The 11,551-nt window shown below is 56.7% G+C and carries 12 protein-coding genes; 7 read left to right on the forward strand and 5 right to left on the reverse strand.

What is annotated here, in order from left to right; all coding sequences use genetic code 11:
* Positions 1 to 30: 30 nt before the first annotated feature.
* Entirely contained in the window at positions 31 to 1,722 is a 1,692-nt protein-coding gene (leuA, locus tag PROAA_RS06355; RefSeq protein WP_186410532.1) for a 2-isopropylmalate synthase, read from the reverse strand.
* A 174-nt stretch (positions 1,723 to 1,896) separates the two neighbouring features.
* Here leuA and PROAA_RS06360 point away from each other — a divergent pair, with 174 nt between their 5' ends.
* Positions 1,897 to 2,358, forward strand: coding sequence for an Lrp/AsnC family transcriptional regulator (locus PROAA_RS06360; protein WP_186410545.1), 462 nt, complete (start codon positions 1,897 to 1,899; stop codon positions 2,356 to 2,358).
* Positions 2,359 to 2,416: 58 nt separating this feature from the next.
* Here PROAA_RS06360 and PROAA_RS06365 read toward each other — a convergent pair whose 3' ends face one another.
* Both PROAA_RS06365 and PROAA_RS06370 read right to left on the reverse strand, forming a co-directional pair.
* Positions 2,417 to 3,082, reverse strand: coding sequence for a GNAT family N-acetyltransferase (locus tag PROAA_RS06365; protein WP_186410533.1), 666 nt, complete (start codon positions 3,080 to 3,082; stop codon positions 2,417 to 2,419).
* Between the two features lie 32 nt (positions 3,083 to 3,114).
* Positions 3,115 to 3,732 (reverse strand): bactofilin family protein, encoded by a 618-nt coding sequence (locus PROAA_RS06370; RefSeq protein WP_186410534.1) that lies wholly within the window; start codon positions 3,730 to 3,732, stop codon positions 3,115 to 3,117.
* A 536-nt stretch (positions 3,733 to 4,268) separates the two neighbouring features.
* Between PROAA_RS06370 and PROAA_RS06375 the strand changes: the two genes are divergently transcribed.
* From PROAA_RS06375 to PROAA_RS06385, 3 genes are read left to right on the forward strand one after another with little or no spacing between them, the layout of a single operon-like run.
* Complete coding sequence (locus PROAA_RS06375; RefSeq protein ID WP_245664188.1) at positions 4,269 to 5,639, forward strand: sensor histidine kinase; 1,371 nt, start codon at positions 4,269 to 4,271, stop codon at positions 5,637 to 5,639.
* 18 nt (positions 5,640 to 5,657) lie between these two features.
* Positions 5,658 to 6,224, forward strand: coding sequence for a permease (locus tag PROAA_RS06380; protein WP_186410536.1), 567 nt, complete (start codon positions 5,658 to 5,660; stop codon positions 6,222 to 6,224).
* On the forward strand, positions 6,221 to 7,627 hold the full coding sequence (locus PROAA_RS06385; protein WP_186410537.1) for a sigma 54-interacting transcriptional regulator: 1,407 nt from the start codon (positions 6,221 to 6,223) through the stop codon (positions 7,625 to 7,627). Before PROAA_RS06380 ends, PROAA_RS06385 begins: the two co-directional genes overlap by 4 nt.
* Before the next feature lie 100 nt (positions 7,628 to 7,727).
* Here the strand turns inward: PROAA_RS06385 and PROAA_RS06390 are convergent, their stop codons facing one another.
* A complete protein-coding gene (locus PROAA_RS06390) occupies positions 7,728 to 8,186 on the reverse strand; it encodes a type II toxin-antitoxin system RatA family toxin (protein WP_186410538.1) in 459 nt (152 codons plus the stop codon).
* 456 nt (positions 8,187 to 8,642) lie between these two features.
* Between PROAA_RS06390 and PROAA_RS06395 the strand changes: the two genes are divergently transcribed.
* On the forward strand, positions 8,643 to 9,200 hold the full coding sequence (locus PROAA_RS06395) for a TIGR00645 family protein (RefSeq protein WP_186410539.1): 558 nt from the start codon (positions 8,643 to 8,645) through the stop codon (positions 9,198 to 9,200).
* Positions 9,201 to 9,229: 29 nt separating this feature from the next.
* Here PROAA_RS06395 and PROAA_RS06400 read toward each other — a convergent pair whose 3' ends face one another.
* Positions 9,230 to 9,748, reverse strand: coding sequence for a YqaA family protein (locus PROAA_RS06400; RefSeq protein ID WP_186410540.1), 519 nt, complete (start codon positions 9,746 to 9,748; stop codon positions 9,230 to 9,232).
* A gap of 250 nt (positions 9,749 to 9,998) precedes the next feature.
* On the opposite strand from PROAA_RS06400, the gene bamE reads away from it, so the two are divergent.
* Both bamE and PROAA_RS06410 read left to right on the forward strand, forming a co-directional pair.
* Complete coding sequence (gene bamE, locus PROAA_RS06405) at positions 9,999 to 10,481, forward strand: outer membrane protein assembly factor BamE domain-containing protein (RefSeq protein ID WP_186410546.1); 483 nt, start codon at positions 9,999 to 10,001, stop codon at positions 10,479 to 10,481.
* A gap of 297 nt (positions 10,482 to 10,778) precedes the next feature.
* A partial coding sequence (locus PROAA_RS06410) for a homocysteine S-methyltransferase family protein (protein ID WP_186410541.1) occupies positions 10,779 to 11,551 on the forward strand: 773 nt, incomplete at its 3' end.

Here is an 11,551-nt window from a genome sequence, read left to right on the forward strand (position 1 = left end):
GCTGCGGCCGGGACGCTCGGCTGACGATGCTCAGGCAGCCTTCGCGTTCTTCCCTCCGGTAGCGAGGCGGTTGACCCCGCTCATCAGCGCCTTGATCGAAGCCGTGACGATGTTGGCGTCCAGGCCGACACCGTAACACTCGCGGTCGCCTCCGGTTTGCGTGACTTCCATGAAAGCACACGCTTTGGCATCGCCCCCTTCGCGGCTGCTGCCCATCGAGCGCTCTTCATAACTACGCACCTGCAACGCAATACCGAGTTTGCGCAAGGCATGGACGGCGGCATCAATCGGGCCGTTGCCTACACCCGTCAGTTCATGGGTTTCACCATTCATCTGCAGCGTGAGGCGTATTCCCTGCGCCGTGCCTTCTTCATAGAGATGATGCTTGACATAACGAACGGGGTTAACGGTTTCAAGGTAAGTCTGCGAAAACAGCGCCCAGATTTTGGCTGCTTCCATCTCGCCACCATGCTGGTCGGTGTGGCGCTGAACCTCGGCCGAAAACTCGACCTGCAAGCGGCGCGGCATGACAACCCCGTATTCCGTTTCGAGCAGATAGGCGATGCCTCCCTTGCCCGACTGGCTATTGATGCGGATTACCGAATCGTAGCTGCGTCCAACGTCGGCCGGGTCGATCGGCAGATAAGGCAAATCCCAACGCGCCTCAGTTCCCTTCGCTGAAAATCCCTTCTTGATCGCATCCTGGTGCGTTCCGGAGAACGCGGTGAATACAAGATCGCCGACATAGGGATGACGCGGATGGATCGGCAATTGCGTGCAATACTCGAAGTTGCGGGCAACAGCGTTGATATCCGAAAAATCGAGATTCGGCGCAATACCCTGGGTATAGAGATTGAGCGCCAGCGTGACGAGGTCGACGTTGCCGGTGCGCTCTCCGTTGCCGAAAAGGCAACCCTCGACACGATCGGCGCCTGCCATCAAGCCGAGCTCAGTGGCAGCCACGGCGGTGCCGCGGTCATTGTGCGGGTGAAGGCTGATGAGGATGCTGTCGCGACGCGCAAGGTTGCGATGCATCCATTCGATCTGGTCAGCGTAGACGTTGGGCGTGGCTCTTTCCACCGTGGTCGGCAGATTGAGGATGATCTTGTTGTCCGGGGTGGCCCCCCAGGCGTCGGTAACCGCGTCGCATATCTCGAGCGCGAAGTCGAGCTCGGTGGCGGTAAATGTCTCTGGGCTGTATTCGAGCACCCATTCCGTCTCCGGATTCTGCTCGGCGAGCTGTTTGACGAGCTTGACGGCCGTTACGGCCATGGCCACCACCTCGGCTTTGCTCATGTTGAAGACGATTTCGCGGAACGGCTTCGAGGTGGCATTGTAAATGTGGACGATAGCGCGGCGAGCGCCTTTGAGCGACTCGAAGGTGCGGCGGATAAACTGTTCGCGAGCCGGGGCAAGCACCTCGATGGTCACGTCATCGGGAATATGCTTTTCCTCGATCAGCTTGCGAACGAAGTCGAAATCGGTCTGCGATGCCGATGGGAACGCCACCTCGATTTCCTTGAAACCCACTTCGCATAGCGTCTTGAACATGCGCATTTTGCGTTCGGCGTTCATTGGCTCGAAGAGCGCCTGATTGCCGTCACGCAGGTCTGTGCTCATCCAGACCGGTGCCGTAGTGATGGTACGGCTCGGCCACTGGCGATCCTCAATATCGACCGGTGGAAAGGCGGTGTATTTGGTGGCGGGTTGTTTCAACATCATTTCGTACTCCCAAGGTAGGCATGGAGGCCAGTTTCGATGGGGGAATGATACTCAATGAAGCGCAGCAGGTGCTTGCGTTATTTAAGCCGATCAGGCGCAAATGAAGCACAAAATTGCGAATAAATATAAAAACGTGTAATTTACTGGCTCAATGGCAAAACATAGGGCAATATGATGGAAATTGACCGCTTTGATCGGCAGATTTTGCAGATACTTCAGGTTGATGGACGTATCAGCAATCAGGACCTCGCCGACCGTATTGGACTTTCTCCGTCACCATGTTTAAGGCGCGTACGGACCCTTGAGGACTCCGGTGTGATTACGGGCTATCGTGCCCTGCTCAATGCCAAGGCGCTCGGTTATTCATTGATGGCGCTGATCTACATCTCCATGGACAAGCACACCCCCGAGCGCTTCGAACACTTCGAGAAGGATATCAGCCAGATATCTGAGGTGCTCGAATGCCTGTTGGTTACCGGTCAGGACGCGGATTACCAGATCAAGGTTGTCGTCAGGGATATGGACGCTTACCAGGAGCTCCTGCTCAATCGCATTACGCGCATACAGGGTGTGACCGGCGTGCATTCGAGTTTCGTGTTGCGCCGGGTAGTCGACAAGACTGCACTACCCGTGTGATCGGTTTTGGCGGAGGTGTTCCCGTATGTTCGAGTTCCGGAGGGAGTAACGGCCTTGCTCAGTCGGTTGCTGTGGCTAGGTCGTCCAACCGTCGATGTAGCAGAACCGCTGGCGCTTCAACGCGTTGGCATTGCCGCAACTCGCCGATCTGGCGGAAACCCAGCGTACGCTGATAGTAACGGGCATGGCGCGGATTCACTTCGATCACGGCATCGCTGGCCGCGAACATGTCCTTTCCGTAGTTCCGGGCAACCTGAAACAAAGCGGTCAGCAAGCCCTGCGAGCTGAAATCCGGATCAACAGCCAACCTAGTAACTTCACATACTACCCGGCCAGGTCGTCGCAAGCTGGCAAGCTCCGGTCCGTAAAGCGAATCCGCCAGCAAGCCATCCGGCGAATCACGACCAAGGGTAAGGGTTGCCACCACTTCGTCGTACTGCCAAGCGGCAAGAGTTACCCGGTTCGGGTCGTCCGGCCGGAGCCCGACCGCTTCGGTGCTATAACCGCGCCAAGTGTACATTTGCTGTACCAGCATGCTGGCCATGCCATGCTGGTGTGGGGTTCGTACCGGGCGAATGTTGTAACCACGGCTACGCGGCAGGAGCCCCCAAAGTGGCCGAAGTGACGGGAGCAGTTGATAGCCCCCATCGAACGGACGCGAAGTCAGCCCATCCAAAGAGAAAGCCATTTCTGGATACAGACTGGCGTTGATGGCGGTTTGCATGTGGTAATTCCGTTCGGGTTATTCAATAGTCCTCAACCTGCCGCCGCGTTGAGAGCGACGTAGGGTTCAATCGCAGGCTTGGACTGGGTGGCTGCCTTTCCGGAAATAACATTGATTTCCCCACAGAGTTCGCCACCCTCGTCGACAACCAGCTTGCCAAAGCGAATAGTTCCGCTGACCCGCCCTGTCGAATGAATGATCAATTGGGAACGAGCCGTCAGTTCGCCTTCGAATGTGCCATGAATCTCGGCGATATCGATACTGACCGTACCGGCGAAAGAGCCGTTCTCGGCGATCCGGATGACGCGGCTATCCATGGTTGCTTCCACCCTTCCTTCAACGACCAAGGTGTCGCAGTCCAGAATTTCCGCCCCCTTGAGTTTGACGTCGGGACCCACGATCAATCGAGCGCCCATAACATTATCTGTTGTGGATGATGATTCTCTGGGTGTGGTGGCGACAGCGGGGGCAGGGGCGTTCGCGGCTGTCGGCGACTGGGTCGCCGCAGGTTTTTCGGCGGTCTCTTTTTCGACAACTGCGTTCTTGTCGGGAGTTGCTCTTGAGTTCTGCGAGCTGTAACCGAGTACGGGTTGGGAATCACGACGGGTGATGGGCTCGTTACGGCCAAAGACACTGGGTTTGTTGAACATCATTTTTCCTTCTCGCTGGTGTGAAATCCTCGATTGGAGGACCGTAGCGAGATATGTGCCAGATTTTTATAACTCATATAAAACAATAAGATACAATGATTCATTAAATTATAGCGTTAGATTCTACTCCGAACTTGTCGGGGAATGGCGACAAATGTGCCGATCAATTTGCGAAACGTCTGCATGCACAGCAACTTGCGTTGTCGCCAAACAGCGACAACGCATCTAACTACATGATTAAAAGCGACAAATATTTCTGCGAATGACTTGATTCAGGCTTTCGGCTTGTCTATTTGTCCGGCAAAATGTGAGAAAGGTGGTTTAAACTGCCCGCCAATCATGTCGACAATCAGAATCGCCGTTATTCCCGTGCGTGCGGGGAACCAGAAGTGTTCGACTGGATTCCGGGTCGGGCATGGAAAAACGAACCCGGTCAATCGTTCTCGCAATGACTTTGTTCGCTTTGTCCCGACAGGGCAAATATGATACGAATTTCGTTCCGCCAGAGCATGCTGTCTGGATTCCTGTTAATTACATTGCTGCTCAGCTGGGCTGCGGTGCGAAACTGGCTTGAGCTCGAACGCTTTGTCGAACAGAGCCGGCGAGGCAGCGAACTGGCGCTTCAACTTAGTGCCTCGATACGCGAACTCGCGGAGCGGACAGTCGATCTTGAACGCAGTTCGCGTCAGTTCATTGTCCTGAACGATTCAGCATTGCTTGGGCGTTTCGATGAGAATGTGGCCCACTCCCTCGTTGTTGTGGAGCGTTTGGAGTCGACCCCGGGCAGGCCTTTGGGCGAACTCCCCAGAGTCTGGCGTCAGGCGGTCGAACAGCTCAGTCAGAGCCTTCATCAATCAACACCTCAGCCTGAGCTGGTCCCAGAAGTTGTATCCGTTCTGAACAGGCTTTCGGAGCTGAACGATGAATTGGGACTCAATGCCCGGCGGTGGATCGACGAACGGCATGCGACGATGCTGGTTGAACTGGAACAGAGCCGCCAGCATCTCACCCGTCTTGTGGCGGCGGCCGTAGCCGGAGCTTTTCTGGTTGCACTGGCGATGAGTTGGTGGCTTGCCCGACCCGTGGGCCGTCTCGAACGGTCGATCGAGCGTTTGGGCGAGAGCCGATTTGACGAGCCCGTGATGGTTAACGGACCGGATGACCTGAGGCGAGTGGGGCGCCGCCTGGACTGGCTGAGATTGCGTTTGAGTGATCTTGAATCGGGCCGAGAGCGGACTCTGCGCCACGTCTCGCATGAGTTGAAAACGCCACTGACGGCATTGCGCGAAGGCATCGCCCTGTTGCAGGAAGAGGTGGTCGGGCCTCTTGAAGGATCTCAGAAGGAAGTCGTGGATATCCTGCAGGACAACGTAATAACGCTTCAGAGAGATATTGAAAGCCTGTTGCGGCTCAATGCCGTTTCCTTTGAGGCGCGTCGCTTATGCTATCGACCGCTGGCTCTTAGGAAACTGCTGGAGGACGTTGTTCGGGGTCGGGAATTGCAAATTCAGTCGCGCCATCTGAGCGTGCACTGCGAAGCTCCGGCAATAACGCGACAACTCGATGGTGAGAAATTGCAGGTGGCTCTCGATAATCTTCTCTCGAATGCGATCGATTTCAGTCCTGAAGGAGGTGCTATCCGCCTGGAGGCGGTGCAGACGGACAACGGCATTAGCATCGCTTGCATTGACAAAGGGCCGGGCATTGCGGCCGAGGATGCCGAGCGCATCTTTGAGCCATTTGTTCAGGGCGCACGCCCCTCGCCTGTGCCGCGGAAGGGCAGCGGCGTGGGCTTGTCTATCGTCCGCGAACTGATGACGGCCATGGGCGGGCGGGTGCTGCTGGCGCCCTGCAGCGGTGACGCAGCCGGAGCAAATTTTCAGATTGAGGTGCCCTGTGAACGGTAGCTTTAAAAAGGTGAATCCATGAAGGCCTGTCGATTGAGCGTGGGATTTCCGGTGTTTGTGCTGCTTGCCTCCACCCTGCTTGCCGGCTGCGTCACGCCTCCGGTACCGGTGGACGAAAAGCACGCCAAGCACGCCAAGTACGCCACTGTTGACGAGTCGGCGATGCTGCCGCTGCTGGGTTATTTCCAACTGCTTCAACGTATGTCGCCGCAGGAGTTGGCGCGTGAGCGGATTGTTCTCGCGGCTATGCCGCAGACCCCGGTAACCCTTGTCCGTATGGCGGCACTGTTGGGGCAACCACGTGCGCCGATGGACCTCTCTCGGGCACTTGGCTTGCTGGAAAGCGTACTCAAATCCACGGAGCCTGTGGCGGTCAGTTTGCTTCCTCTGGCCCGGACAATGACGGTTCAGTATCAGGAGCGATTGAAACTTGAGCAGCAGAACGAAAAACTTCTTCAGCAGTTGAAGGAAAGCCAACGCCGTAGCGGCGAGCTCCAGGAGAAGCTGGATGCCCTGGCCGATATCGAACGCTCGCTTCCAGCGCGCCCGACAGCGGGCGATACCCTTCCCGGAGCAACGCGATGAATCCCGTGTCGAAACCTGTAGCCAAGTCCGGCTCCGCCCACATCCTGGTCATTGACGACGACCAGGACTTACTTCGGCTCCTCTCGATGCGCGTACATGCCTGGGGATACCGTGTATCTACGGCAGTCTCTGCCGAGGAAGGCCTGGCGCGGATCGCCGTCGAGCCGCCGCAACTGGTGCTCAGCGATATTCGCCTGCCGGGCAAGGATGGGCTAGCCCTGTTTGACGAGATTCGGTCTACCCGGCCTACGCTGCCGGTCATCCTGCTGACCGCCCACGGAACGATTCCCGACGCAGTGCAGGCAATGTCGCGGGGAGTTTTCGGCTATCTGACCAAGCCTTTCGACAGCAAGGTGCTGCACGAGAAGATTCAGCAGGCCCTGCAGCTCTCCCAGGTCAGTGCCGGCCAGGAGACGGGCAATGGCGAGACCTGGCGCGAGGGTATTGTCTTCCGTAGCAGCCGCATGGCCGAATTGATGGAAGAAGCCCGTGTGGTGGCTGCTTCGGATGCCAGCGTTCTCATCAGAGGTGAGAGCGGAACGGGCAAGGAAGTCCTAGCGCGGGCCATCCACCGGGCCAGCCCGCGCGCCAAGGCGCCCTTCGTGGCTATCAACTGCAGTGCGATTCCGGAGCAGCTTCTGGAGTCCGAATTGTTCGGCCACGTCCGGGGTGCATTTACCGGCGCTGCCAGCAATCACGTTGGTCTGTTTCAGGCCGCCGACGGCGGGACCTTGTTCCTTGACGAAATCGGCGATATGCCACTGGCGCTGCAGGTCAAGTTGCTGCGAGTGCTGCAGGATCGGGCAGTGCGGGCGGTAGGATCAACCCGCTCGGAGCCCGTGGACGTTCGGGTTCTTTCCGCTACCCACCGTGACCTGGAAGCTGCCATGTCGGAAGGACTTTTCCGCGAGGATTTATACTATCGCTTGGACGTCGTTACCATGGTGCTGCCGTGTCTGGACGACCGGCGCGAGGACATTCCGCTTCTGGCGGCTTACTTCGTCCAGCAGCTGGTCAAGAAATATGATAAGGGTATTACCGGAATTGCACCGGAAGCCCTTGAAGTACTGGCAAGTGCGTCCTGGCCAGGCAATGTCCGGCAGCTCTACAATGTGGTGGAACAGTCCTGTGCCCTGGCGACTACGCCGCTCATCACCCTGACCCTTGTCCAGCGTGCCCTGCGGGTGCCGACCATGGAGGCGCTGTCCTACGCCGATGCCAAGCAGCGCTTTGAACGCAACTATCTGGTGCAACTCCTCAAACTGACCGATGGGAGCGTGGCGGACGCTGCTCGAATCGCCGATCGCAATCGAACCGAGTTCTACAGGCTTCTGCAGAAACACGAACTCACACCGGACATGTTTCGAGGCGCTTCCGGCAACGCCGGGGTGGCTGACCGGTAGTCAAGAGCGGTTATTAATCAGGCCGTTGCGGAGGCTGCTCAAAGCGGTAGCTAGCGCTGGAGCGAGTCACAGTTGCGGCAACAGGCCTGTCGGCGCAGGATTACTTGCGCGTATCCGGCAAGCCGGCCTTCCTGGCCAGCGCGTGTGCTCTCGCCTCGAAGGCGGATACCATGCTGGTTGCCATCGGCATGATAAGAACCTTGATGATCGGTTTGAGGAGCAGTAAGCGGGTCTCGCAGTCAAGCTCGAAGTCGACCTGGCAGTGGTCATTGTCCAGAGCTGAGAAATTCCATCGAATGTGAAAACGTGAGAAGGAGCGATCCTCGGAAATGACGGTGATGGCGCGTGGCCGATCGAGCTTCGTCCGTGTCCTGAAGCGATGCGTCAGTAGGCCAAGCGCCAGGCTCTGCTCGGTCTCGTAGGTGTCCTCATGACGGCTGATGATCCTCGCTGCGCTCACCAGCGGCAGGAACTCCGGATAGCGCTCGACATCTGCAACGATATCGTACAAGTATTCGGGTGATCGAGCTATGGCGCGGGTTTCGCGATGGGTTGCCATTTAGATTGCCTTCCTGTTGTCTGCCCATTGTTGTTCTGATGGCCCGAGTTCTCGCGGAGAATTGTCATCGCATTTCGCGTGTTCGTCGGTTCATGATCGCAACCCTGATTCTACCCTGTGAACGTGGTTTGACACTTCGCCGCTGCTCCGAATGGTCTGAAACCGAGGGCTCTTGCAGGACTGCCCCGAGTATCCCGGTGATCCGCACTACTGGTTGATTCCAAAGGGCGTCACATGATTATTTCGTGCTCGCCTTGAGATTCCGATTCGTCATCTTGTAAAATGTGCGCCGGGCGAACCTTTGACTCTTGTTTATCCCGCAACAATCCGGCCTTGAGTCCAGTGTTTTCAGACTTTCGATACATCGACGCCCAGACGTTCTCACAACCAATATCTCACCGCAGCTACGTTTCGCACTCACGGTGGTGAAACTGACTGCCAGCAATACAGGTACCTATGAATCCCCACAATGAAAAAAAGCTGCACCCGCTGTCCTGGCTGATTTTCAGCTCACGCTGGATGCAACTTCCCTTGTACCTGGGCCTGATTTTCGCCCAGGGTGTCTATGTCATCCTCTTCATCAAGGAATTGTTCCATCTGATTGCTGGTGCCACCAACCTGAGTGAGCAACTCATCATGTTGGCCGTATTGGGTTTGATCGACGTCGTGATGATTTCCAACCTGCTCGTCATGGTCATCGTCGGGGGGTATGAGACTTTTGTGTCACGGCTGAATTTGAAAGGACATCCGGATGAACCGGAATGGCTCAGCCACGTCAACGCCTCGGTGCTGAAAGTCAAATTGGCCATGGCCATCATCGGCATCAGCTCAATTCATCTGTTGAAGACATTCATCGCCATAAGCACGCTTGGATCTGAAAATTCCAACTACACTGAGGCTGGTGCGATGTGGCAAACCATTATCCATATGGTTTTCATTCTCTCGGCGATGGGTATTGCCTATACCGATCGTTTGATGTCGAATGCCCTTGAGGATTCAAAAACAAGGCATTGATGTTGTGAAAATGTATCGCCTGCCAGCCATCAGCGGTATTCCATAAAGCGAGCGGGATAACGGTTGGTTGCCCAGGCCAGAAAGATGTACTTGATCGTCTTGCCGATACCAACTGCAAACAGAACGCCGGGTGGCGACGGGTTGACGAGCGAATAGAGAAGTAGTGCCGGCGTCTGCGGCATGGGTGATCCGGCAATGATCATCAAGGCAATGAGGCCATAATTTTCCAGCCACTCGCTTACATGCTGCAAGGTTTCGGAATCGAGCAAATCCGGATAGCGTTGGTTCACCATCTCCCAGCCAAGGTGATGGAATAGTTCAACCAGCACGGTGGCCCCAATACCGCTGGCCAGGCCACATAACAGGCCGATAATCAGCCAGCGCCGGGGGGCGACAAGCACGGCGGGAATCAGTACGAGTACGAACGGAAACGAAAAGGTCGTCGTGGAAATGAAAGCGATGAGGGCTACCACTAGCGGGTAATAACGGTGTTCGGCACTCAGGTCGAGGAATCGCCGCAACCAGGCGGGAATGTGAGGGTGCTTCATGGCTGATAGAACCGTTTCCGTGATTTTGCTGTGATCGCTGCAATGCGGTCAGGTAAAGATTCGGGATCGTCTTGCGCTTCGCGCTGACAAAGGGCAATTCTACCGAACGAGTCATTAATGTATGCATCTCTATTCATACGTAGTCAAGACATCCTCTCCACCGAGGCTGTTGCGGTGGCATCGCGCTTAGGAGGCTTTCGATGATATTCATAAAATCTTCGGCACTTTTGGCACGTCGGCGGACGAAATGATGAACAAGATTCTTGCTGGCCTGTTTTCGGGACTGATGGCTGTGTTTCTGCCGGCTTGCGATGGCATCAACATGGCGAAACTGAAGCCCGGCATTTCGACGGTGCAGGATGTGCGCGAAATCATGGGGCCACCGACGATGGAATGGCAGGATGCCGACGGCACCCTGACCTGGGAGTATCCGCGTACGCCCCAGGGAATCGTCAACTACATGATCGAGTTCGGCCCGGACAAGGTGTTGCGCGAGATTCGGCAGGTGCTGACCGAGGAGAATTTCGGCAAGGTCCACGCAGGCATGAGCAGGGAGGATGTGCGCCGTTTGCTGGGCCAACCGGCGCACGAACTCTACTTCCCGCTCAAGAAGGAGCACGTCTGGGACTGGAAAACGAAAGTTGATGCGGGTATGGACTGGTATTTCAACGTGCATTTCGATGAGTCGTGGCGTGTGTTGCGGACGAGCACCAATTTCGTGGCCGGGGGCTGACGTAACGCTAGGCAAGGTGGATCAAGCGAAACAAATCGTATGGTTCCATCGTGTGCTGTTGCCTGTGTGAGACGCGCTGTGGATTGACAATCAACGGCTTGGCGCGTAGATTTGCGCCCTTGCCCGACGTCGTTAGCGGGTTCGCGCCGATTTGATCTCATTAGATTGCGGGCGCGTTAGAAATGCCGCTAAAGCGTGACCGGACACGAAACGAAAACCCGTCGAGCTTTGCGCCGACGGGTTTTTTGCATTCCGCAGCGCACTGATCTGACACCCGACATCTTTTAGGGAATCACCATGCAGCCCGACCGCACAGCCGAACTGAAAGCCTTGCTCGAACAACGCATTCTCATCCTCGACGGCGCGATGGGCACAATGATTCAGCGCCACGGACTGAAAGAGAGCGATTATCGCGGCACGCGCTTCGCCGAGCACGAGCACGACCTGAAGGGCAACAACGACCTGTTACTGTTGACGCGACCCGAGATCATTCGCGGTATTCACGCCGAGTATCTTGCCGCCGGTGCTGACATCGTCGAAACCAATACCTTCAATGCTACTGCGGTTTCGCAAGCCGACTACAAGCTTGAAAGCATTGTGTATGAGCTGAACTTCGCCGGCGCAAAGCTCGCCAGAGAGGTGTGCGACGAATTCACCACGGATGATCCAGCCAAGCCGCGCTTTGTCGCTGGCGTGCTCGGCCCGACTTCGCGCACGGCGTCGATCTCGCCAGACGTGAATGATCCGGGCTATCGCAACACCAGCTTTGATCAACTGGTCGACACCTACAGTGAAGCCATCCGCGGCCTTTGCGATGGCGGTGCCGACATCCTGCTGGTCGAAACGATCTTCGACACGCTCAACGCCAAGGCCGCGCTGTTCTCGATCGAGCAGCATTTCGAGAAGGCCGGTCGGCGTTGGCCGGTGATGATTTCCGGAACGATCACCGACGCCTCCGGCCGCACGCTGTCCGGCCAGACGGCCGAGGCCTTCTGGAACTCGTTGCGCCACATCCGGCCGCTTTCCTTCGGCCTCAATTGCGCGCTCGGTGCCGCCGAACTGCGCCAGTA

Source organism: Candidatus Propionivibrio aalborgensis (assembly GCF_900089945.1).
Lineage (GTDB): Bacteria > Pseudomonadota > Gammaproteobacteria > Burkholderiales > Rhodocyclaceae > Propionivibrio > Propionivibrio aalborgensis.

Excerpts from the sequence above, each read along its gene's own strand:
- PROAA_RS06395 (WP_186410539.1), top strand. The coding sequence starts at position 8,643 with ATGAATCCCCACAATGAAAAAAAGCTGCACCCGCTGTCCTGGCTGATT.
- PROAA_RS06400 (WP_186410540.1), bottom strand. The coding sequence starts at position 9,748 with ATGAAGCACCCTCACATTCCCGCCTGGTTGCGGCGATTCCTCGACCTG.
- PROAA_RS06390 (WP_186410538.1), bottom strand. The coding sequence starts at position 8,186 with ATGGCAACCCATCGCGAAACCCGCGCCATAGCTCGATCACCCGAATAC.
- PROAA_RS06370 (WP_186410534.1), bottom strand. The coding sequence starts at position 3,732 with ATGTTCAACAAACCCAGTGTCTTTGGCCGTAACGAGCCCATCACCCGT.
- PROAA_RS06385 (WP_186410537.1), top strand. The coding sequence starts at position 6,221 with ATGAATCCCGTGTCGAAACCTGTAGCCAAGTCCGGCTCCGCCCACATC.
- PROAA_RS06380 (WP_186410536.1), top strand. The coding sequence starts at position 5,658 with ATGAAGGCCTGTCGATTGAGCGTGGGATTTCCGGTGTTTGTGCTGCTT.
- PROAA_RS06365 (WP_186410533.1), bottom strand. The coding sequence starts at position 3,082 with ATGCAAACCGCCATCAACGCCAGTCTGTATCCAGAAATGGCTTTCTCT.
- leuA (WP_186410532.1), bottom strand. The coding sequence starts at position 1,722 with ATGATGTTGAAACAACCCGCCACCAAATACACCGCCTTTCCACCGGTC.
- PROAA_RS06360 (WP_186410545.1), top strand. The coding sequence starts at position 1,897 with ATGGAAATTGACCGCTTTGATCGGCAGATTTTGCAGATACTTCAGGTT.
- bamE (WP_186410546.1), top strand. The coding sequence starts at position 9,999 with ATGAACAAGATTCTTGCTGGCCTGTTTTCGGGACTGATGGCTGTGTTT.